Genomic DNA, 20,675 nt, shown 5'->3' with positions numbered 1-20,675 from the left:
ATTAAACCTTAATCCACAATGGTCGCTGACGCCTCACAGAAAAATCCTACGCAGCAATAGGTTATTTCTTCGTTTTCTCAAAGCGATAAAACAGGTTGGGTTCACTCACCATGTACAGAGTCCCATGTTCATCAATGGCGACGCCTTCAGCACGAGGAATTGTGTCTTTCAAGCCGTTGAAGCCGCCGAGCAGGGTCATGAAACTGACTTGCTGACCCTGCTCATCCAGTTCGAGCAACATGTGCGAATCGGCTGACAGCACCAGCGTATGACCTGTCCGCGGATCAACGCTCAAAGCCGACAGGTTGCGCAGATCCAGCTCATCGCTGATTACTTTTTGCTTGTCACCCCTGAGCACCTGGCTGCCATCGCTTTTCCACGTGAACATGGCGGGCGGTCGCTCTTCGCCCAACAGCAATTGTTGGCGGCGCGGGTCCCAGGCAATGGCTTCAAAAGCCTTGTTCTGATTCTTTGAAAGCCCCAGTTCGTACTGCGGGAAATCAGCGATGTTCAAGCGCTTGGTATTGGCGTCGACCTTCACAAGTGACAGTGAGTGCATGCGTTCATCAACGATCGCCAGCAACCCGTTTTCCATCACGGTCAGCCCTTCCGGGTTATTCCAGCCCTCCAATGGGATCTTGCGCAACACCTCACCCTCAAGGGTTAACTCGACCAAAAACGGGTTTTTCCCCATGACTGAAAACAACGTCTTTGTGAGTGGCGAATACGCAAGGTCAGACGCTTCATCTTTTTCCATGCCGGGCAACACTTTGGCATCGATGACCGCCGTGTAATCAGGCAGCCAGACGCTTTCATTCTGTTCTGTCTTGCTCTCAAACCGCTCTAGCACCCATAACGCGCCACGATCGTCCCAGTGCATCGCTATCATCAGGCCGTAGAGCAAAACTGCCAATAATAAAAGCCAGTAATACCAGCGCAAGACAAAGCGGGAAGCTCGACTGGCGGGCGGATTTTGCTGAGGATCGGTGGACATTGGTGTGCTCTTCCAGAATTTTTTGCTACGTCTAAATAATACAAACAGGCGGCAGAGACGGTTTTCTCGCGTAGGGATTATCCATATTACATGTGAAATTTTTGACAAAAATTTCAGCTGTGGCCTACCAGCTTAGAGGGAAGCCGAAAAAAACTCAGCTATGGCGTATCGCCATATTAGGGTGGCTCGCCCAACATGAACTCAGACCGTCCCGGCGGTCTATGTTCAAGCCGATGTAGGAATTGTCTGTAAATACGCGCGATAACAAAAAAGCGATACATCCGGAAAAGTATTTAAAGCGGCTAATATGTTAACTGTGCTTTAGAACACTAAAACTTGTGCGAGCGCACATTACATATGTGTAGATTTTAAACTTACACATGCACACTTCTAGTGACAGAAGCGTTTCGTAAGTAGGATCTTTCCGAATAGCGCGAAGACATGTGTATTCGTTTAGTTCTAACTTGACACCCACCTTCTTAGCCTCTTATCTAATAAAAAGATTGCCAGTGCATGTACTTACTATCGATTGCACCGACTGCAGGGGTGATCGAGTTCGCGACAATCACACGAATTCAGGGCTAACGACATCCGTTGCTTGCCTCCCTGTCAGGCATGTAAATGCTCTGGCGTACGCGGTTATGTACTTAATAATTGATTATGGAGTTTCTATATGCCGTTCACCTCGCACACTCAAAAGCTCGCGGCGCCCACCCTTTATCAAACTAATAAAAACACTATTTGTGCGTTAGCCGCCGAGCAGTTGTTCATTACAATACTGCCTTATCCAAATATGGAGGAGGGCGACCTGATCGAGTTGTTCTGGGATGGCTGTTATGTAACTTCCCAGCAAGTTGGCAAGTTGGATGTGGGGCAGCCCTGCCAGCTTAGAGTGCCTGAGAGTTTCATTCAGAACGGTACGTCCCGGCTTTATTATCGCGTCATGCATATCGGCAGCAGCCCTGCACTTTCCACTCAACTCAAAGTCCTGGTAAAGCTGGATTCGCCAGGCGGAAAGGCCATCGGTGAGGAAAATCAGGGATTGGCGCCCGTGACCATTCCTGATCCGATCCAGCGCTATGGGATCAACCCAAGTCAAATGAAGCGTGGGGTGCCGCTGACCATCGAGCCTTATCCCAACATGGCAGTCGAAGACGCCATCACGCTGATGTGGGGCGACATTCGCATGGATGTGCCCAAATTGCGTGTGATGGATATTGGTAAACCCGTCAACGTATTCGTGGCGCCCGAGATCATTCAGGAGGCCGGAGAAGACCCGAAGCTGGAAATCACCTATTGCGTGATTGATCGCGTCGGCAACAACTCGCGCTGGGCGCCTCCTCGCAGCATCAAGGTCGGCGCCAACAAACGTTACGTTAACCCTGCACCCCGCGAGCTGTTGCGCGCAGCCGAGCCGAGGCCTAATTGGCGAGAATAGACGGCACAACGCCGTAGGAAATAAGAAAAAAGGATGTGAGAAGCGTCTATCCATATTCCTAAAAGTTAGTGTTTAAAATTTTTATACTCGATTAGGGTATATAGACCGGACCACCGGACTCTCTAGTGATTACCCGCGCCGTTTGAATGGCGCTCCCATGAGATGCGAGGTAGGTATGGTCAGTAACACAATCACCCTTGTGCGTAACGCCAGGGCATTGGGTGCAGCCAAGGAGCGGTACTAATGTCTGATTTGGCTAATGCACATTTGCACAGCGACCAGGACGTCGCGCCTTTGTTGTTATCTGCGCACATTCTGCGTACGGATAATGAAGCCCTTGAAGCTGCGCACGCCCTGGCTGCGGTGGCCCGCGAACAGGCTGCCAAGCGTGACCGGCAACGCCAACTGCCGTGGTCCCAGATCGAGGCGTTCACCCAAAGTGGTTTGGGCAGTATTACCATTCCCCGCGAGTTTGGCGGCCCTCAGGTGTCTTATGTCACCTTGGCCGAAGTCTTTGCGATCATCTCGGCAGCCGACCCGGCACTCGGGCAGATCCCGCAAAATCAGGTCGGAATCCTGAACCTGGTGCTGAATACGGCAACTCAGGCTCAAAAAGAGCAGCTGTTTAGTCGCGTGCTGAAGGGGGGGCGCATCGGGAATGCCGGCCCGGAGCGCGGCAGTAAAAATACCCTCGACCTCAAAGCGCGAATCACGGCTGAGGGTGATGCGTTCGTTATCAACGGTCAGAAGTTTTACTCGACCGGCGCGTTGTTTGCCCACTGGATTGCCGTCAAAGCGCTAAACGACGAAGGCAAGCAAGTCATTGCCTTTGTGCAGCGTGCAACGCCGGGTTTACGCGTGGTGGACGACTGGTCAGGCTTTGGTCAACGCACGACCGCCAGTGGCACCGTGCTGCTCAACAATGTGCGCGTTGACGCTGACCTGGTGGTCGACAACTGGCCATTAACGAAAGCCCGAATATTCAAGGCGCGGTGTCGCAGCTGGTTCAGGCGGCCATTGACCTGGGCATCGCCCGCGAAGCCATTGCCGACACTATCCGTTTCGTACGCGAACGCTCTCGCCCGTGGATTGACGCCAACGTTGAGCGCAACAGCGATGATCCGTATGTGGTCGCTGACATTGGCAAGCTCAGCATTGAGTTGCATGCCGCCGAAGCGCTACTGCGTAAGGCCGCACGCGTGCTGGATGACGTCAGCGCCTACCCCGTCGACGCTCAGGCAGCCGCTCGGGCCTCAATTGCCGTGGCCGAAGCCAAAGTCCTGAGCACCGAACTCTCGTTATTGGCCAGCGAAAAGCTCTTCGAGCTATCCGGCAGCCGCGCCACCCTGGCGGAGTTCAACCTTGACCGGCATTGGCGTAACGCCCGCGTTCACACGCTACACGACCCCGTGCGCTGGAAATACCACGCCATCGGCGCCTACCGCCTGAACGGCACCTTGCCTGCCCGGCATTCCTGGATCTGACGCTGGAGAGAACCATGTCACTGACATCCCAACAGGTCCCGGTGCTGCGCAGCGACACCGAGGCCCTGAGCGTAGCGCGTGAGCTGGCTACCATCCTGAAGCGCGACAGCGCCCTGCGCGACCGCGAACGGCGCTTGCCGCACGATGAACTCGAACTGTTTTCCCGCACCGGCCTGTGGGGCATTTCCGTGCCCAAAGCCTATGGCGGCGCGGGGGTTTCAACAACCACGCTGGCCAGCGTGATTGCCTTGATTTCGGCTGCCGACAGCTCGCTCGGGCAAATCCCGCAAAACCATTTTTATGCACTTGAAGTCCTGCGTGTAAATGGTCGGCCGCAGCAACAGCAGCGTTTCTACGAAGAGGTCCTCGCGGGCAAGCGTTTCGGCAATGCGCTGGCAGAGCTGGGTACCAAAAACGCCCATGAGCGCACCACTCATCTGGCCAAGGCCGAGCATGGTTTCCGCATTACCGGGCGCAAGTTTTACGCCACGGGCGCGCTGTATGCGCAGCGCATTCCGACCTCTGTCGTCGATAACGACGGTGTGCAGCATCTGGCGTTTGTGCCACGTGACAGCGATGGACTGACCGTGATTGATGACTGGAGTGGCTTCGGCCAGCGCACCACGGGCAGTGGTTCGGTGGTGTTCGACAACGTGTTTGTGGCCGCTGAAGACGTGATTCCGTTCCAAAGCGCTTTCGAACGTCCGACGACGGTTGGCCCTCTGGCGCAGATCCTTCATGCGGCCATCGACACCGGTATTGCACGGGCAGCTTATGAAGACGCGTTGCACTTTGTGCGCACCAAAACCCGCCCGTGGATCGACGCCACCACCGACATCGCCAGCAAAGACCCGTTGACCCTCAAAAGTTTTGGTCACCTGAGCGTGCGCCTGAGTGCAACCGAAGCCCTGCTGGAGCGGGCCGGGGAGTTCCTTGATATTGCCCAGGCCAACCCGAACGCGCAGACAGTGGCCGCCGCATCTATCGCCGTGGCCGAGGTGCGCGCCTTGAGCACGGAGATTTCCCTGGCCGCCGGCAGTACGTTGTTTGAACTGGCGGGTAGCCAGGCAACCCTGGCCGAGCACGGGCTGGACCGCCACTGGCGTAACGCCCGGGTGCACACCCTGCATGATCCGGTGCGCTGGAAGTATCACGCTGTGGGCAATTACTACCTCAATGATGAAAACCCACCACTGCGGGGGACCATCTGATGGCCAAGAAGAAAATCCTGCTCAATGCCTTCAACATGAATTGCATTGGCCATATCAACCATGGGCTGTGGACGCATCCGCGGGATAACTCCACTCAATTCAATACCCTCCAGTACTGGACAGAACTGGCGCAGTTGCTGGAGCGCGGGCTTTTTGACGGCCTGTTTATTGCGGACATCGTCGGCGTGTACGACGTGTATCAGCAGTCGGTGGATGTGCCGCTCAAAGAGTCGATTCAATTGCCGGTCAATGACCCTTTGTTGTTGGTTTCGGCGATGGCAGCGGTCACCAAACACCTTGGGCTTGGGCTGACGGCGAATCTGACTTACGAGCCGCCGTATTTATTTGCGCGTCGCATGTCGACACTGGACCACCTGAGTCGCGGCCGGGTGGGCTGGAACATCGTAACCGGCTACCTCGACAGCGCTGCCAAGGCGATGGGGTTGAAGGAACAAGTTGAGCATGACCGCCGTTATGACCAGGCCGACGAATACCTTGAGGTACTCTACAAACTGTGGGAAGGCAGTTGGGAAGACGGCGCGGTGATTAATGATCCCGCGCAGCGCATCTATGCCCGGCCGGAGAAGGTGCACAAGGTGAAGCACCACGGCGAGTTCTATCAGGTGGAGGGCTATCACTTGTGCGAGCCCTCGCCCCAGCGTACGCCGGTGCTGTTTCAGGCAGGCAGCTCCGATCGTGGTCTGGCCTTCGCCGGACGCCACGCTGAATGCGTGTTCATCAGCGGTCAGACCAAAGCGGCGACTCGGCAGCAGGTCGATAAAGTGCGTGCCAGCGCCGAGGCGGCCGGGCGCAACCCGGATGACATCAAGGTGTTCATGGGGCTCAACGTGATCGTCGCGCCGACCGAGCAACAGGCGCGCGCCAAACGCGAGGAATACCTGAGCTTTGCCAGCGCCGAAGCCGGTGTGGCGCATTTCTCCAGCTCCACGGGCATTGACTTCTCGGACTACGAACTGGACGAACCGATCCAGTACGTCAAGAGCAACGCCATTCAGTCCGCCACCCAGGTGCTGCAAAACAACGATTGGACACGTCGCAAACTGCTCGAACAGCACGCGCTGGGCGGTCGCTACATGACCGTGGTGGGCTCACCGGAACACGTCGCTGATGAGCTGGAATCCTGGATTGCTGAAACCGGCCTGGACGGCTTCAACCTGACCCGCATTGTCACTCCCGAAAGCTACGAGGACTTCATCGAGTGGGTGATTCCCGAACTGCAGCGCCGGGGTTCGTACAAGACGGCCTACGACCACGGCAGCCTGCGTCAAAAACTGTTTACCGAAGGCGATGCGCACCTGCCCCAACGCCACACCGGCGCGGGTTACCGCTACAGCGCTTGAAGCAGCGTCACTGAATTTCACCCCTTGACTGGAACCTACCCATGAATAAAAAACACATCACTCACCCAGTCAACGCACTGGTGTTAGCCCTCGGTCTGCTCAGCGGATTTACCCACGCCGCCGATAGCCCGCTCAAGGTCGGCACGACGGCCGCTTTTGCCATGCCGCTGGAAAAAGCCGTCGCTGAAGCTGACAAACAGGGTCTAAAGGTGGAGCTGGTAGAGTTCACGGACTGGATCGTGCCCAACACCGCACTGGCAGCGGGCGATATCGACATTAACTATTTCCAGCACATTCCATTTCTGGAAAACGCCAACGCAGCATCCGGCAGTGATCTGGTGCCGTTCAAACCGGGGATCATCAACAACATCGGTTTGTACTCCAAAAAGTACAAAAGCCTGGAAGCCCTACCCGCAGGTGCCACAGTGGCGATCGCCAATGACCCGATCAACAGCGGTCGCGGTCTGCAGTTACTGGCCAAGGCGGGATTGATTACGCTCAAACCGGGTGTCGGTTACAAAGCCACCGAAGCCGACATCACCGCCAACCCGAAAAAAATCAATATTTTGCAAGTCGAGGCCGTGCAATTGGTGCGCGCGTACGATGACGCCGATTTGGTCCAGGGATATCCGGCTTACATCCGTCTGGCCAAAACGTTCGATGCTCAATCCGCCCTGCTGTTTGATGGCCTCGATCACCCGGAGTACGTGATTCAGTTCGTCATCAAACCGCAGAACAAGGACGATCCGCGCATCGCCAAATTCGTGGACATTTATCAGCACTCGCCGGTGGTCAAGGCCTCGCTGGATGAAACCTACGGCACCTTGTACCAGCCGGGCTGGGGAGGCTGATCATGAGCGTGGCCATTGCTCGCACGGGGCGGCTCGACGTCCAGCCGCCCAGTGCGACCCAGACTCAATTGCACCCTGAATTAAGCCGCGCCCATGTGCGTTTTATCGGCGTGGGCAAAACCTATGACGGACGCCAAGGCCCGGTGGATGCGCTCAAGGGCATCGACCTGGCGATTCAACGCGGGGAGATCTTCGGCATCATCGGCCGCAGTGGTGCGGGTAAATCGTCGTTGATTCGCACCATCAACCGCCTTGAACAGCCCAGCAGCGGCCGCGTGCTGATTGATCAGGTCGACATTGGCGGGTTTGATGAAAACGCGCTGGTGGCGTTGCGCAGGCAGATCGGCATGATCTTCCAGCACTTCAACCTGATGTCCGCCAAGACCGTGTGGCAGAACGTGGAGCTGCCGCTGAAAGTGGCTGGCGTTCCCAAATTGCAACGTGAGCAAAAAGTCCGCGAGCTGCTGGAGCTGGTGGGCCTGCAAGGCAAGCACACGGCTTACCCGGCGCAGCTGTCCGGTGGGCAGAAACAGCGCGTAGGCATTGCCCGCGCATTGGTGCATAACCCTGCCATTTTATTGTGCGACGAGGCCACGTCGGCACTTGATCCCGAAACCACCCAATCGATCCTCGGCTTGTTGCGCGAAATCAATCAGCGGCTTGGGTTGACCATCGTACTTATCACCCATGAGATGGCGGTGATTCGCGACATCTGTCATCGGGTGGTGGTGCTGGAACAAGGACGAATCGTTGAGCAGGGCCCTGTGTGGCAAGTGTTTGGCAACCCGCAGCACGAGGTCAGCAAAACCCTGCTCGCACCGCTACAGGATGCGTTGCCCGAAGGCTTGCAGGCGCGCATTAGCGCGCAACCCGTGTCGGCGCAATCGGATGTGATCCTGCGCCTGCGATTTACGGGCCAGCAGGCGCAGGAGCCTGACCTTGGCGCCTTGTTTGCTGCACTCGGCGGCCAGGTGCGCTTGCTGCATGGCGGGGTTGAGCAGATTCAGGGCCATGCGCTGGGGCAACTGCTGCTCAGTGTCAGCGGTGTATCACTGGGCGCAGAGGAATTGCGTAAACGCGCTCAACATTGGGCACAACAGGTCGAGGTGGTCGGTTATGGCATTTGATCGTTTGTGGCAGGGGGTGATCGACACCTTCCTGATGGTCGGCGTGTCGTCGTTGATCGCGCTCGTGCTGGGCATTCCACTGGCCGTGATTCTGGTGACCAGCGACAAGGGCGGCATTTATCAGGCGCCCGCGCTGAATAAAGCGTTGGGCGCGTTCGTGAACCTGTTTCGCTCCATCCCGTTTTTGATTCTGATGGTGGCGCTGATCCCTTTCACCCGGCTGATTGTCGGTACGACGTACGGCGTGTGGGCGGCCGTTGTGCCACTGACCATCGCTGCGACCCCGTTCTTTGCGCGGATTGCAGAAGTCAGCTTGCGTGAAGTGGACCACGGCCTGATCGAGGCGGCACAAGCCATGGGCTGTAAACGCCATCACATCATTTGGCATGTCCTGCTGCCTGAAGCATTACCCGGCATCGTCGGCGGATTCACCATCACCCTGGTGACCATGATCAATTCCTCCGCCATGGCAGGTGCCATCGGTGCGGGAGGGCTGGGTGACATTGCCTATCGGTATGGCTACCAGCGCTTTGACACGCAAGTGATGCTCACCGTGATTGTGTTGCTGGTGGTGTTGGTGGCGGTGATCCAGCAAGGGGGAGACCGTCTGGCAAGGGTGCTCAACAAGCGGTAATCCGTCCGATGACCTGCTGGCACAACCTGCCAGCAGGTTTGTCCCGGTCAGCCGCGGGCTTTGCGAACACCTTCAGCCAACGCTGCGCACAGGCTCAGCACGCCATCCACGGCCTGCTCAGGTGTGGCGGCATTTTCGATCTTGTCGATCAGCGCCGACCCGACAACCACGCCATCGGCCAAACGGGCAATGGCGGCCGCCTGTTCCGGGGTGCGAATGCCAAACCCGACACTGATTGGCAAATCAGTGTGCCGACGCAGACGCTCAATCGCTTCACTCACCTGGTCGGTGGTCGCTGAGCCGGCGCCGGTCACACCCGCCACCGATACGTAATACACAAAACCCGAACTGCCGGTCAGTACTTTGGGCAGGCGTGCGTCGTCGGTGGTGGGTGTGGTCAGGCGGATGAAGTCCAGACCCGCCGCTTGTGCCGGGTCGCACAGCTCGCTGTTGTGCTCCGGCGGCATGTCGACCACGATCATGCCGTCAACGCCCGACTCCTTCGCTTCGGCAATGAATTTTGCCACGCCGTAATGGTGGATCGGGTTGAAGTAACCCATCAGCACCAGTGGCGTATCGCTATTCCCTTCACGGAACTCGCGCACCATTTGCAGGGTTTTGGCCAAATTTTGGTGGCCGCCGAGGGCGCGAATGTTGGCCAACTGAATGGCCGGGCCATCGGCCATCGGATCGGTGAACGGCATGCCCAACTCGATCACGTCAGCCCCCGCCGCTGGCAGCCCTTTGAGAATGGCCAGCGAGGTGGCGTAGTCAGGATCGCCCGCCGTGACGAAGGTCACCAATGCGGCGCGGTTCTGTTGCTTGAGTTCAGCAAAGCGGGTTTGCAGGCGGCTCATCAGTGTTTCTCCTGCTGGGATTGTTCCATGTGGTGCATCACGGTTTGCATGTCTTTGTCGCCCCGGCCGGACAAGTTGACCACCATCAGGTGATCGGCTGGCAGGGTCGGCGCGCGCTTGAATACTTCAGCCAGCGCGTGGGCGCTTTCCAGTGCGGGAATGATGCCTTCCAGGCGGCAGCATTTATGGAACGCGTCGAGGGCCTCGTCGTCAGTGACCGAGGTGTATTCAACGCGACCGATGTCGTGTAACCACGCGTGTTCCGGGCCAATGCCGGGATAGTCGAGACCCGCAGAAATCGAGTGTGCGTCGATGATCTGACCGTCGTCGTCTTGTAACAGAAAGGTACGGTTACCGTGCAACACGCCTGGCTCGCCGCCATTGAGGCTGGCCGCGTGTTTGCCGGTGTCGATGCCATACCCGGCCGCTTCCACGCCGATGATTTCAACCTGTGTGTCATCCAGGAACGCGTGGAACAGGCCCATGGCATTGGAGCCGCCCCCGATGCAGGCCACCAGGCTGTCGGGAAGACGGCCTTCCTGCGCCAGCATTTGGTCACGGGTTTCCTTGCCGATTACCGCCTGGAAATCCCGCACCATCGCCGGGTACGGGTGCGGGCCCGCCACGGTGCCGATCAGGTAGAACGTGCTGTCGACATGGGTCACCCAGTCACGCAGGGCTTCGTTCATGGCGTCCTTGAGCGTGCCGGTGCCGGCCACGACCGGGATCACTTCGGCGCCCAGCAGCTTCATGCGGAACACGTTGGCCTGCTGGCGTTCGATGTCGGTCGTGCCCATGTAAATCACGCATTGCAGGCCGAAACGCGCCGCTACGGTGGCGGTGGCTACGCCGTGCATCCCGGCGCCGGTTTCAGCAATGATGCGTTTTTTGCCCATGCGCCGCGCCAGCAGAATCTGGCCGATGCAGTTGTTGATCTTGTGCGCGCCGGTGTGGTTCAGCTCTTCACGTTTGAGGTAGATCTTTGCACCGCCGCAGAATTCGGTCAGGCGTTCGGCGTAGTACAGCGGGCTGGGGCGACCCACGTAGTCGCGCTGAAAGTAGGCCAGCTCTTTAATGAATTCGGGGTCGTGCTTGGCCAGCTCGTATTCACGATCCAGTTCAAGGATCAACGGCATCAGGGTTTCTGCCACGTAACGGCCGCCGAATGAACCGAACAGGCCATTGGCATCGGGGCCGCTACGCAAATTGGATTGGGTCATGGGACGCTCCAGCTGAAAAGGTACGAAGGTCGATGGGCCTGACTCTACGCGCGACAGACCGGGATGAAAACCGATAAGATCGCTGCAACCTGTCAGGAAAACTCACAGATACCATGAGCCGCGACCTTCCTCCCTTAAATGCCCTGCGTGCTTTTGAAGCCACCGCCCGCCTGAACAGCGTGAGTCAGGCGGCCGAGCAGTTGAACGTCACCCACGGCGCCGTCAGTCGGCAACTTAAAGTTCTTGAAGAGCACCTGGGCGTCAGCCTGTTCGTCAAGGAAGGCCGCGGTTTGAGGTTGACTGATGCCGGTGTGCGACTGCGCGATGCCAGCAGCGAGGCGTTTGATCGCTTACGAAACGTATGCAGTGAACTCACGCAAAGCCATGTCGACGCGCCCTTTGTGCTGGGGTGTTCGGGAAGTTTGCTGGCGCGCTGGTTCATCCCGCGCCTGGGTCGGTTGAATGCCGATTTGCCGGATTTGCGTTTGCACCTGTCAGCCGGTGAAGGCGATCTGGACCCTCGTAAACCGGGTCTCGACGCGCTGCTGGTATTCGCTGAACCGCCGTGGCCTGCCGATATGCAGGTGTATGAACTGGGCAGCGAACGTATCGGGCCGGTGCTCAGCCCGCGTTTCGTCCGTTATGAGCAATTGCGCAATGCGCCGCCGGGCGCCTTGCTGGACGAACCCTTATTGCATACGACCTCAAGGCCACAGGCATGGCCGAGCTGGGCGCAGCAGCAGGCACTCGACGCAACTGCGTTGAAATACGGACAAGGGTTTGAGCACTTGTATTACTTGCTGGAAGCCGCCGTCGCCGGGTTGGGCGTGGCAATTGCCCCTGAGCCGTTGGTTACGGAGGATCTGAAGGCAGGACGCCTGATTGCGCCATGGGGTTTCGGGGAAACCCCGGCGCAACTGGCGTTATGGCTGCCCAAGCGCGCCGCAGATGGGCGCGCCCGGCAACTGGCGCAATGGCTCAAGGCTGAGCTTGCGCGTAACGCGGTTTAGTTGCCGCGTTTGCACATCAGGTAAGCGGCCAGCAGGCCCAGCGCGCCGATGGCAACGCCCGCAGTCGCGTAGGGATGCTCTTGGGCGTATTCACGAGTGGCGATGGCCGTCTCGCGGGTTTTGTCTTTCACTTCTTCAAAGGTTTCGCTCAGCAGATGACGGGAATGCTTGAGGGCATTCTCAGCATTGCCTTTGAGTGCCTTGAGGGTCTTTTTGGACTCTTCCGAGGCATCATCCTTGAGGCTTTCCAGAGACTTAAGCAGGCTCTCGATCTCAGCTTCCATACTTTGCAACGAGGCTTTACGTAAAGAATTGCTAGCCATTTGGGCTCTCCTGCATTGATGAGTGACTGTGTGTGTTAAGTCCGACTGCGGCGTTTTCAGAAAGTGCAGTAAACCTGAACTTTTCCTTTTGCATCGCTTCCCAAGTATTCAGCACATTCGCTGCTAGGCTTTGACTTACGACAAATGGAGAACGTTATGTCTGACCATCACACCTACAAAAAAATCGAACTGGTAGGCTCGTCCCCGAGCAGCATAGAAGACGCCATCAGTAATGCACTGGCCGAGGCCAACAAAAGCATCAAGCACATGGAATGGTTCGAAGTGCTGGAGACCCGCGGGCATATCAAGGACGGCAAAGTGGCGCACTATCAGGTGACGCTCAAGGTCGGATTCCGTATCGCCAGCAGCTGAGTCGTGCAAACCTTTTGAACTTGTGAGCTGGCCGTTTGCCATAAACTCCGCTACACCGTCTGGGTGCGACGTTGCGCAAGCGCGGCGCACCCTTTTTGTTTTGAACAGGGGATGTGACGGATGAAGAAGATTTTAGTGGCTGTCGGTTTGATGGCACTGGCGAGCACCGCTTTCGCTGCGAAAGACTGCGGTGAGCTGAAAAGCGAAATTGCCGCCAAGATTGACGCCAAAGGTGTTCCACATTATTCGCTGGAGATCGTCGACAAAGGCGCTTCGGCTAATGGCAAAGTGGTTGGCACCTGTGACGGTGACACCAAGGAAATCGTTTACAAGCGCGGATAAACCACCGCGCACAAAAAAGCCGACGCATGCGTCGGCTTTTTCATGCCCGAGGAATTACCTGGACAGGGTCTTTACGCCTTCAGGCGTGCCCAGCAACAGCAAATCAGCAGGTCGTGCGGCGAACAAACCGTTGGTCACCACGCCGACGATGGCATTGATTTGGCGCTCCAGCTCCACCGGGTTGGTGATCTGCATGTTGAACACGTCAATGATGATGTTGCCGTTGTCGGTTATTACGCCTTCACGGTAAACCGGGTCGCCGCCCAGTTTGACCAATTCGCGGGCCACGTGGCTGCGGGCCATCGGGATCACTTCAACTGGCAGCGCAAATGCACCCAAAACCGGCACCAGCTTGCTGGCGTCAGCAATGCAGATAAAGGTTTTGGCAACGGCAGCGACGATTTTCTCGCGGGTCAGGGCAGCACCGCCGCCCTTGATCAGGTTCAGGTTTTCGTCGCTTTCGTCGGCGCCGTCCACGTAGAACTCCAGATCGCTGACGGTGTTCAGCTCGTAGACCGGAATCCCGTAGCCCTTGAGGCGTGCGGCGGTGGCTTCGGAGCTGGCGACAGCGCCGTCGAACGCACCCTTGTGCTGGGCGAGTGCGTCGATGAAGCAGTTAGCGGTGGAGCCGGTGCCGACCCCGACGATGCTCTTGTCATCCAGTTTTGGAAGGATGAAATCGACAGCCGCCTGGGCGACGGCCTGTTTGAGTTGATCCTGGGTCATGCGGGCTCCGGGGCGGGAAGGAAAACAGAAGGGCGGCATTATACGGGCAAGCGCCAAACTGTGGGCGTGGTCTGACAATGGGTGCGACCCTTTGCCCTTGCGCTGCTGTCTGGCTCAGCGAGCACGCCTGTTCAGTTCCCTCTCCCTTTTAGAAGAGGGTCAGGGGGAGGGTCTGTATAAACCTCCCATTTCGTGTGGTCGGCCGCGTAAACGCTGGGGTAGACTCCTTGGTCCCTGCTAACTCGCACAGTGACGCTTTCCGATGCTCGAACAGTACGTTAAGAAGATCCTCAACTCGCGCGTTTATGACGTGGCCGTTGAAACGCCCTTGCAAGCCGCCAACCAGCTGACCGAGCGGTTGGGCAATCAGATTTGGCTTAAACGCGAAGATCTGCAGCCGGTGTACTCGTTCAAGATTCGTGGCGCTTATAACAAGTTGATGCACCTCACTGACGCCGAGCGCGCGTGTGGCGTGGTCACGGCCTCTGCAGGCAATCACGCTCAGGGCTTGGCCCTGGCCGCCAAAAAATTGGGGGTCAAGGCCACCATCGTCATGCCTAAAACCACGCCGGAGATCAAGATTGAAGGCGTACGCTCGCGTGGCGGCATTGTGGTGCTGCACGGCGACTCCTTCCCCGAGGCGCTGGCGTATTCGCTGCAACTGGTCGAACAAAAAGGCTACGTCTACGTACACCCCTACGATGACCCGCACACCATCGCCGGGCAGGGCACCGTGGCGATGGAAATTCTGCGCCAGCACCCGGCGCCACTGGACGCGATTTTTGTGCCGGTGGGCGGCGGCGGGCTGATTGCAGGGATTGCCGCGTACGTGAAGTACTTGCGGCCGGACATCAAGGTCATTGGCGTTGAACCTGACGATTCCAACTGCCTGCAAGTCGCCATGGCCGCTGGCGAGCGTGTGGTATTGCCGACCGTGGGCATTTTTGCGGACGGCGTGGCGGTCGGCCAGATTGGCCAGCATACGTTTGATATCTGCAAAGACTACGTGGATGAAGTCATCACGGTCAGCACGGACGAGATCTGTGCAGCCATCAAGGATATCTTCGATGACACCCGCTCGATCACCGAACCTGCCGGCGCGCTGGGCGTGGCCGGGATCAAGAAATATGTCGAACAGCGTGGCGTGAAGGGGCAAACGCTGGTCGCCATCGACTCGGGTGCCAACGTCAATTTCGACCGGTTGCGCCATGTCGCTGAACGTGCCGAACTGGGCGAAGGCCGTGAAGCCATTATCGCGGTGACCATTCCCGAAGAAGTCGGCAGTTTCAAGGCGTTCTGTCAGGCCATCGGCAAGCGCCAGATCACTGAATTCAACTACCGCTACCACACCGGGCGCGAAGCGCATATTTTTGTCGGCGTGCAGACACACCCGATCAATGATCCGCGCAGCGCCCTGCTGGCGAGCCTGCGGGAACAGGGCTTCCCGGTGGTGGACTTGACTGACAACGAACTGGCCAAATTGCACATCCGCCACATGGTGGGCGGGCATGCCGATAAAGTCAGTGATGAGCAACTGTTCCGCTTCGAATTCCCGGAACGCCCGGGTGCCTTGTTCAACTTCCTCAACAAGTTGGGCGGGCGCTGGAATATTTCAATGTTCCACTACCGCAACCACGGCGCGGCTGATGGCCGTGTGATGGCGGGCCTGCAAGTACCTGCGGACGAGCGCCATCTGGTGCCTGCCGCATTGGCGGACATCGGCTACCCGTATTGGGATGAAAGTGATAACCCGGCTTATCAGCTGTTTCTTGGCTGATTGCCGCTAAGCTGAATGGACCGTTCAAGGAATCAATGACATGGAAACCTTCACCGCGTTGAAGCTGTTGCATGGGGTGTCGACGCTGCTGCTGTTCGTCTGCGCAATCGCGTTGCTGGTGGTGGTCACTCGCCGTTACCGGGCCGGGGATAAAAACCTGTCGGGCGGCGTGTTACGACGCCCCTGGGGCTTTGTCTGGGCATTGATGGGGCTGTGTTTGCTGGCATTACCGTTTAGCGGATGGTGGCTGGTGCATCTGGCGGGCTGGCCGTTGAGTCAACTGTGGCTGCTGGCGGGCAGTTGTTTATACCTGCTGGGTGCGCTGAGTTGGGTGTGGCTGGTGGTACGCCTCAATCGCCTGCGTTTGGGGCGCGTCGCCAAACACCCCCGTTTCACGTTGGGACTGGCTATTTTTTGCGCAGTTTGTTTTGTCGCCATCGCAGGTTTGATGGGCGCGAAGCCGGTTTAAAACGAGCCCTGACCCCGTCAAGCCCCTCTGCCAGGAGGGGCTTTTACATTCAGTCGCGTAGCGACATTACCTTCCAGCCGCGTTTCTTGGCTTCGGCCAGCAGGTTGGGGTCCGGGTCCACGGCTACTGGATGGGTGACACGTTCCAGCAACGGCAAGTCGTTCATCGAGTCACTGTAAAAGTAACTGTCTTCGAGCGTGTAGCCGTTTTCTTCTGTCCAGCGTGTCAGGCGTGTGACTTTGCCTTCACGAAAGCACGGGACGTCGGCGCTGCGGCCGGTGTAGCGGCCATCGACGATTTCGCACTCGGTGGCGATTAAATGTTCCACGCCCAGGCGTTTGGCAATGGGGGCGGTGACCACGCGGTTAGTGGCGGTGATGATGACCAGCGTGTCGCCTGCGTCGCGGTGTTGGGCCAGCAGTGCTTGCGCTTTGGGCAGCATCAACGGCTCGATGCAGTCGCGCATGAATTCGCGGTGCCACTGATCCAGTTGCGCCATGTCATGACGGCCGAAAATTTCCATGCTGAAATTCAGATAGGCCGCATTATCGAGTGTGCCTGCCAGGTAATCCTGATAAAACGCATCGTTGCGTGCTTTATAAGCAGCACCGTCGAGAATGCCGCGTTCGCACAGGTAGTCGCCCCATGCGTGGTCGCTGTCGCCGCCTAAAAGGGTGTTGTCCAAGTCGAATAAAGCCAGACGCATTGCAATTACCCGCTGAGCTGTCGGTTGAAAGCCCACAAGAATACGGTCTTTTAATAAGAGTGCACATAAGACAGGGTGGCGCGTTGCTGCTTTCACAACCTTTGTGGAACAATGCGGCGACATGCGTTTGCGAGGTTGTTGCCGTGATCGACCCCGATGGTTTCCGTCCTAATGTCGGGATTATTCTGACAAATGATGCTGGTCAGGTACTTTGGGCTCGCCGAATCAATCAAGACGCGTGGCAGTTTCCGCAGGGTGGTATCAACCCTGATGAGACGCCAGAAGACGCCTTGTACCGTGAGCTGAACGAAGAAGTTGGCCTTGAACGCGAAGATGTAGAAATACTCGCCTGTACGCGAGGCTGGTTGCGCTATCGTCTGCCGCAACGTTTGGTCCGTACCCACAGCCAGCCGCTGTGCATCGGCCAGAAGCAGAAATGGTTTTTGCTGCGCCTGATCTCTAACGAGCAGCGGGTGCGGATGGATTTGACCGGTAAACCGGAATTCGATGGCTGGCGCTGGGTCAGCTATTGGTATCCGTTGGGCCAGGTGGTGACATTCAAGCGCGAGGTCTACCGTCGCGCTCTCAAAGAGCTTGCCCCGCGCCTTTTAACGCGCGCCTGACACGGAGTTCGACCCCGAGCCATGCTCAATACGCTGCGCAAGATCGTCCAGGAAGTTAACTCCGCCAAGGATCTCAAGGCGGCGTTGGGGATTATTGTGTTGCGCGTCAAAGAGGCCATGGGCAGTCAGGTCTGCTCGGTCTATTTGCTTGATCCAGAGACCAACCGTTTTGTGTTGATGGCCACCGAGGGCTTGAACAAGCGCTCGATCGGCAAGGTCAGCATGGCGCCCAACGAAGGCCTGGTCGGCCTGGTGGGCACCCGTGAAGAACCTCTGAACCTCGAAAACGCCGCCGATCACCCTCGCTACCGTTACTTCGCCGAGACCGGTGAAGAGCGTTATGCCGCCTTCCTGGGTGCGCCGATCATCCACCACCGGCGTGTGGTCGGCGTTCTGGTGATCCAGCAAAAGGAGCGTCGCCAGTTCGACGAAGGCGAAGAAGCCTTTCTGGTGACGATGAGTGCGCAATTGGCCGGGGTTATCGCCCACGCTGAAGCCACCGGCTCGATTCGTGGTCTGGGGCGTCAGGGCAAGGGCATCCAGGAAGCCAAGTTTGTCGGCGTGCCTGGCTCGCCCGGCGCGGCGGTCGGCACGGCGGTGGTCATGCTGCCCCCGGCCGACCTTGACGTGGTGCCCGACAAGGCGATTACCGACATCCCCGCGGAAATCGCCCTGTTCAAGACTGCCCTCGAAGGCGTGCGCAATGACATGCGTGCCGTGTCGAAGAAACTCGCCACCCAACTGCGCCCTGAAGAACAGGCGCTGTTCGACGTTTACTTGATGATGCTCGACGACGCGTCGCTGGGCAGCGAAGTCAAAAATGTGATCAAGACCGGTCAGTGGGCTCAGGGCGCGTTGCGGCAAGTGGTGACTGACCACGTCAACCGATTCGAATTGATGGACGACGATTACCTGCGCGAGCGGGCATCGGATGTGCGCGACCTGGGTCGGCGGCTGCTGGCCTATTTGCAGCACGACCATAAACAAACCATGGTTTACCCCGATCACACGATTCTGGTCAGTGAAGAGCTGACGGCGACCATGCTTGGCGAGGTGCCCGAGGGCAAGCTGGCCGGTCTGGTGTCGGTACTCGGTTCGGGCAACTCTCACGTGGCGATCCTCGCCCGTGCCATGGGTATCCCGACTGTCATGGGCCTGGTCGACCTGCCGTATTCCAAGGTCGACGGCATTCAGATGATCGTCGACGGTTACCACGGCGAGGTTTACACCAACCCCAGCGAACTGCTGCGCAAGCAATATGCCGACGTGGTGGAAGAAGAGCGTCAGCTGTCTCAGGGCCTCGATGCCCTGCGCGAGCTGCCGTGCATCACCCCGGACGGGCATCGCATGCCGCTGTGGGTCAACACCGGCTTGCTGGCCGATGTGGCACGGGCGCAGCAGCGCGGCGCAGAAGGCGTTGGCCTGTACCGCACCGAAGTGCCGTTCATGATCAACCAGCGCTTTCCGAGCGAAAAGGAGCAACTGGCGATTTATCGGGAGCAACTTGCCGCCTTCCATCCGCAACCGGTGACCATGCGCAGCCTGGACATTGGCGGCGACAAGTCACTGTCGTACTTCCCGATCAAAGAAGACAACCCGTTCCTCGGCTGGCGCGGGATTCGCGTCACCCTCGACCACCCTGAAATCTTTCTGGTTCAGGCCCGGGCCATGCTCAAGGCCAGCGAAGGCCTGAACAACCTGCGTATTTTGTTGCCGATGATTTCTGGCACTCATGAACTCGAAGAAGCTTTGCACCTGCTGCACCGTGCCTGGGGCGAAGTGCGTGATGAAGGCACCGATGTGCCGATGCCACCCATCGGCGTGATGATCGAAATCCCGGCCGCGGTCTATCAGACCAGGGAGCTGGCGAGGCAGGTGGATTTCCTGTCTGTCGGTTCCAACGACCTGACTCAATACTTGCTGGCGGTGGACCGCAACAACCCGCGCGTTGCCGATTTGTACGACTACCTGCACCCGGCGGTGCTGCAAGCCTTGCAATCGGTGGTGCGCGACGCCCACGCCGAAGGCAAGCCTGCGAGCATCTGCGGCGAAATGGCGGGCGATCCGGCGGCGGCGATCCTGTTGATGGCGATGGGCTTTGACAGCCTGTCGATGAACGCCACCAACTTGCCGAAAGTGAAATGGATGCTCCGTCAGGTCGAGCTCAGTCGCGCCAAGGAGCTGTTGGCCGAAGTCATGACCATCGACAACCCGCAGGTGATTCGCAGCACCGTGCAACTGGCCCTGAAAAACATGGGGCTGACCCGCATGATGAATCCGGCGGCAATCAAACCGTACTGAAAAGCGCCTCACCCGGCCCGCTCGCAAAGGGAGAGGGTGGGGGCAGCTCCAGCCTGACTTCCCCCAGGCGCCCGCCCTTTGGCCCGAAGCTGTGTTCCACCATCACCCTGGAACCGTCAGCATTAACAATCAATGCCGTGCTTGCACGGGTGCCATAGGTGGTGCTGGCAATAAAGACACTCGACAGCAAAAACTCCGTGGCCAGCCCCACACCGGTATCGGGCAGGTCGCTATACGTCGCCGTCTGTTGATCCTTCAAAATACCCAGCAGCGCTTGCGGGTCAGCCTGGTCTAACACTTCACTGAGCGCAGCCTTGGCTTTCACTAATTTTGGCCACGGCGTGTCCAGGCCAGCGTTAGACAGGCCATGAACACCGGCCTTCAAGGGTTCAGGGGCGACAACCTTTGAATTGAAATGCCACAGCGCGTCCCGAGTGCCCACGAGCAAATTGAAGCCTGCGTAATCGACTGATCGTCGGCCAATGTCGTTGAAAAATTCGGAAATCGATTGATTTCCGCATAAAAAACGCGCCACTAAATCCCCCCGCGAACGTCGTGTCGGCGGTTTGTGCGGCTCGCGAATATTGGTCAACGCCGCAAAGCGGCCGTCAGCGCCAATGCCCAGCCACGTGCCGCCAGCCTCCAGGTCACGCCCTGCGTACACGTGCGGCGCATCGGCCCATTGCGCAAGGGGCTTGGCGGGGCGGGCGTAGAACTCATCCCGGTTAGCCGCCACCACCAGCGGCTGTGCATGGCCGGGGCGCCACGCGAAGACAATCAAGCACATGATCAGTCCTTAATGTTTTTTAACCCCTGTACTTATAGATTGCTCAGGCGCCTTGCGCCATG

20 protein-coding genes and 1 pseudogene are annotated in these 20,675 nt (G+C 58.1%); 14 read left to right on the top strand and 7 right to left on the bottom strand.

Translation table 11 applies throughout. The annotated features are described in order from the left end of the window. Window positions 1–61: 61 nt before the first annotated feature. Complete coding sequence (locus HBN61_RS11985) at window positions 62–994, bottom strand: SdiA-regulated domain-containing protein (protein ID WP_170046849.1); 933 nt, start codon at window positions 992–994, stop codon at window positions 62–64. A 673-nt stretch (window positions 995–1,667) separates the two neighbouring features. Here HBN61_RS11985 and HBN61_RS11980 point away from each other — a divergent pair. From HBN61_RS11980 to HBN61_RS11950, 7 genes and pseudogenes are all read left to right on the top strand, one after another. Next, window positions 1,668–2,432 carry a hypothetical protein gene (locus HBN61_RS11980; protein ID WP_169962273.1) on the top strand — a complete coding sequence of 255 codons (765 nt, stop codon included), beginning with the start codon at window positions 1,668–1,670 and terminating at the stop codon, window positions 2,430–2,432. A gap of 243 nt (window positions 2,433–2,675) precedes the next feature. Continuing rightward, window positions 2,676–3,916 (top strand): annotated as a pseudogene (locus HBN61_RS11975) (SfnB family sulfur acquisition oxidoreductase). 14 nt (window positions 3,917–3,930) lie between these two features. Continuing rightward, window positions 3,931–5,127 (top strand): SfnB family sulfur acquisition oxidoreductase, encoded by a 1,197-nt coding sequence (locus tag HBN61_RS11970; RefSeq protein ID WP_170046848.1) that lies wholly within the window; start codon window positions 3,931–3,933, stop codon window positions 5,125–5,127. Further along, window positions 5,127–6,488, top strand: coding sequence for an LLM class flavin-dependent oxidoreductase (locus tag HBN61_RS11965; RefSeq protein ID WP_170046847.1), 1,362 nt, complete (start codon window positions 5,127–5,129; stop codon window positions 6,486–6,488). The genes HBN61_RS11970 and HBN61_RS11965 overlap by 1 nt, the downstream gene beginning before the upstream one ends. Window positions 6,489–6,529: 41 nt before the next feature. Then, window positions 6,530–7,339, top strand: coding sequence for a MetQ/NlpA family ABC transporter substrate-binding protein (locus HBN61_RS11960; RefSeq protein ID WP_094991707.1), 810 nt, complete (start codon window positions 6,530–6,532; stop codon window positions 7,337–7,339). Between the two features lie 2 nt (window positions 7,340–7,341). Next, entirely contained in the window at window positions 7,342–8,466 is a 1,125-nt protein-coding gene (locus HBN61_RS11955; RefSeq protein WP_094991706.1) for a methionine ABC transporter ATP-binding protein, read from the top strand. Then, window positions 8,456–9,100, top strand: coding sequence for a methionine ABC transporter permease (locus HBN61_RS11950; RefSeq protein ID WP_169962263.1), 645 nt, complete (start codon window positions 8,456–8,458; stop codon window positions 9,098–9,100). The genes HBN61_RS11955 and HBN61_RS11950 overlap by 11 nt, the downstream gene beginning before the upstream one ends. A gap of 47 nt (window positions 9,101–9,147) precedes the next feature. Here the strand turns inward: HBN61_RS11950 and trpA are convergent, their stop codons facing one another. Further along, the gene (trpA, locus tag HBN61_RS11945) at window positions 9,148–9,957 is read right to left on the bottom strand and encodes a tryptophan synthase subunit alpha (protein ID WP_094991704.1); all 810 of its coding nucleotides are present in this window, start codon (window positions 9,955–9,957) and stop codon (window positions 9,148–9,150) included. Further along, a complete protein-coding gene (trpB, locus tag HBN61_RS11940) occupies window positions 9,957–11,177 on the bottom strand; it encodes a tryptophan synthase subunit beta (RefSeq protein ID WP_170046846.1) in 1,221 nt (406 codons plus the stop codon). Before trpB ends, trpA begins: the two co-directional genes overlap by 1 nt. Before the next feature lie 113 nt (window positions 11,178–11,290). On the opposite strand from trpB, the gene HBN61_RS11935 reads away from it, so the two are divergent. Further along, window positions 11,291–12,187: a LysR family transcriptional regulator gene (locus HBN61_RS11935; RefSeq protein ID WP_169962259.1), complete on the top strand. Its 897-nt coding sequence runs from the start codon at window positions 11,291–11,293 to the stop codon at window positions 12,185–12,187. Here HBN61_RS11935 and HBN61_RS11930 read toward each other — a convergent pair. Beyond that, window positions 12,184–12,510: an ElaB/YgaM/YqjD family protein gene (locus HBN61_RS11930; RefSeq protein ID WP_047278504.1), complete on the bottom strand. Its 327-nt coding sequence runs from the start codon at window positions 12,508–12,510 to the stop codon at window positions 12,184–12,186. The genes HBN61_RS11935 and HBN61_RS11930 overlap by 4 nt on opposite strands. A gap of 156 nt (window positions 12,511–12,666) precedes the next feature. On the opposite strand from HBN61_RS11930, the gene HBN61_RS11925 reads away from it, so the two are divergent. Both HBN61_RS11925 and HBN61_RS11920 read left to right on the top strand, forming a co-directional pair. Then, the gene (locus tag HBN61_RS11925; RefSeq protein ID WP_047278502.1) at window positions 12,667–12,882 is read left to right on the top strand and encodes a dodecin; all 216 of its coding nucleotides are present in this window, start codon (window positions 12,667–12,669) and stop codon (window positions 12,880–12,882) included. A 120-nt stretch (window positions 12,883–13,002) separates the two neighbouring features. Next, complete coding sequence (locus HBN61_RS11920; protein WP_094991701.1) at window positions 13,003–13,224, top strand: DUF1161 domain-containing protein; 222 nt, start codon at window positions 13,003–13,005, stop codon at window positions 13,222–13,224. 54 nt (window positions 13,225–13,278) lie between these two features. On the opposite strand, the gene rpiA is transcribed toward HBN61_RS11920, so the two are convergent. Continuing rightward, window positions 13,279–13,950, bottom strand: a complete 672-nt coding sequence (rpiA, locus tag HBN61_RS11915) for a ribose-5-phosphate isomerase RpiA (RefSeq protein WP_094991700.1) — start codon at window positions 13,948–13,950, stop codon at window positions 13,279–13,281. A gap of 262 nt (window positions 13,951–14,212) precedes the next feature. On the opposite strand from rpiA, the gene ilvA reads away from it, so the two are divergent. Both ilvA and HBN61_RS11905 read left to right on the top strand, forming a co-directional pair. Beyond that, window positions 14,213–15,727, top strand: a complete 1,515-nt coding sequence (gene ilvA, locus HBN61_RS11910; RefSeq protein ID WP_094991699.1) for a threonine ammonia-lyase, biosynthetic — start codon at window positions 14,213–14,215, stop codon at window positions 15,725–15,727. 40 nt (window positions 15,728–15,767) lie between these two features. Further along, window positions 15,768–16,196: a DUF2269 family protein gene (locus tag HBN61_RS11905; protein WP_170046845.1), complete on the top strand. Its 429-nt coding sequence runs from the start codon at window positions 15,768–15,770 to the stop codon at window positions 16,194–16,196. 49 nt (window positions 16,197–16,245) lie between these two features. Here HBN61_RS11905 and HBN61_RS11900 read toward each other — a convergent pair whose 3' ends face one another. Continuing rightward, window positions 16,246–16,902: a histidinol-phosphatase gene (locus HBN61_RS11900; RefSeq protein ID WP_169962253.1), complete on the bottom strand. Its 657-nt coding sequence runs from the start codon at window positions 16,900–16,902 to the stop codon at window positions 16,246–16,248. Between the two features lie 143 nt (window positions 16,903–17,045). Between HBN61_RS11900 and HBN61_RS11895 the strand changes: the two genes are divergently transcribed. Together HBN61_RS11895 and ptsP are read left to right on the top strand one after the other, a co-directional pair. Next, window positions 17,046–17,525: an RNA pyrophosphohydrolase gene (locus HBN61_RS11895; RefSeq protein WP_047278492.1), complete on the top strand. Its 480-nt coding sequence runs from the start codon at window positions 17,046–17,048 to the stop codon at window positions 17,523–17,525. Window positions 17,526–17,546: 21 nt separating this feature from the next. Continuing rightward, window positions 17,547–19,826 (top strand): phosphoenolpyruvate--protein phosphotransferase, encoded by a 2,280-nt coding sequence (gene ptsP, locus HBN61_RS11890; protein WP_094991696.1) that lies wholly within the window; start codon window positions 17,547–17,549, stop codon window positions 19,824–19,826. On the opposite strand, the gene HBN61_RS11885 is transcribed toward ptsP, so the two are convergent. After that, complete coding sequence (locus HBN61_RS11885; protein WP_170046844.1) at window positions 19,813–20,613, bottom strand: NRDE family protein; 801 nt, start codon at window positions 20,611–20,613, stop codon at window positions 19,813–19,815. The two genes, ptsP and HBN61_RS11885, sit on opposite strands and share 14 nt — an antisense overlap. Between the last annotated feature and the right edge of the window lie 62 nt (window positions 20,614–20,675).

Source organism: Pseudomonas sp. WS 5071, from assembly GCF_012985765.1.
Taxonomy (GTDB): Bacteria; Pseudomonadota; Gammaproteobacteria; order Pseudomonadales; family Pseudomonadaceae; genus Aquipseudomonas; species Aquipseudomonas lundensis_A.
This window is presented reverse-complemented; position numbering and strand designations above follow the sequence as displayed.

Bases quoted from the DNA above. Each gene is read 5' to 3' on its own strand.
- HBN61_RS11925 (WP_047278502.1), top strand. From the start codon at position 12,667: ATGTCTGACCATCACACCTACAAAAAAATCGAACTGGTAGGCTCGTCC.
- rpiA (WP_094991700.1), bottom strand. From the start codon at position 13,950: ATGACCCAGGATCAACTCAAACAGGCCGTCGCCCAGGCGGCTGTCGAT.
- HBN61_RS11950 (WP_169962263.1), top strand. From the start codon at position 8,456: ATGGCATTTGATCGTTTGTGGCAGGGGGTGATCGACACCTTCCTGATG.
- HBN61_RS11900 (WP_169962253.1), bottom strand. From the start codon at position 16,902: ATGCGTCTGGCTTTATTCGACTTGGACAACACCCTTTTAGGCGGCGAC.
- HBN61_RS11985 (WP_170046849.1), bottom strand. From the start codon at position 994: ATGTCCACCGATCCTCAGCAAAATCCGCCCGCCAGTCGAGCTTCCCGC.
- HBN61_RS11920 (WP_094991701.1), top strand. From the start codon at position 13,003: ATGAAGAAGATTTTAGTGGCTGTCGGTTTGATGGCACTGGCGAGCACC.
- HBN61_RS11960 (WP_094991707.1), top strand. From the start codon at position 6,530: ATGAATAAAAAACACATCACTCACCCAGTCAACGCACTGGTGTTAGCC.
- HBN61_RS11955 (WP_094991706.1), top strand. From the start codon at position 7,342: ATGAGCGTGGCCATTGCTCGCACGGGGCGGCTCGACGTCCAGCCGCCC.
- HBN61_RS11970 (WP_170046848.1), top strand. From the start codon at position 3,931: ATGTCACTGACATCCCAACAGGTCCCGGTGCTGCGCAGCGACACCGAG.
- HBN61_RS11885 (WP_170046844.1), bottom strand. From the start codon at position 20,613: ATGTGCTTGATTGTCTTCGCGTGGCGCCCCGGCCATGCACAGCCGCTG.
- HBN61_RS11905 (WP_170046845.1), top strand. From the start codon at position 15,768: ATGGAAACCTTCACCGCGTTGAAGCTGTTGCATGGGGTGTCGACGCTG.
- HBN61_RS11930 (WP_047278504.1), bottom strand. From the start codon at position 12,510: ATGGCTAGCAATTCTTTACGTAAAGCCTCGTTGCAAAGTATGGAAGCT.
- HBN61_RS11965 (WP_170046847.1), top strand. From the start codon at position 5,127: ATGGCCAAGAAGAAAATCCTGCTCAATGCCTTCAACATGAATTGCATT.
- trpB (WP_170046846.1), bottom strand. From the start codon at position 11,177: ATGACCCAATCCAATTTGCGTAGCGGCCCCGATGCCAATGGCCTGTTC.
- HBN61_RS11935 (WP_169962259.1), top strand. From the start codon at position 11,291: ATGAGCCGCGACCTTCCTCCCTTAAATGCCCTGCGTGCTTTTGAAGCC.
- ptsP (WP_094991696.1), top strand. From the start codon at position 17,547: ATGCTCAATACGCTGCGCAAGATCGTCCAGGAAGTTAACTCCGCCAAG.
- HBN61_RS11980 (WP_169962273.1), top strand. From the start codon at position 1,668: ATGCCGTTCACCTCGCACACTCAAAAGCTCGCGGCGCCCACCCTTTAT.
- ilvA (WP_094991699.1), top strand. From the start codon at position 14,213: ATGCTCGAACAGTACGTTAAGAAGATCCTCAACTCGCGCGTTTATGAC.
- trpA (WP_094991704.1), bottom strand. From the start codon at position 9,957: ATGAGCCGCCTGCAAACCCGCTTTGCTGAACTCAAGCAACAGAACCGC.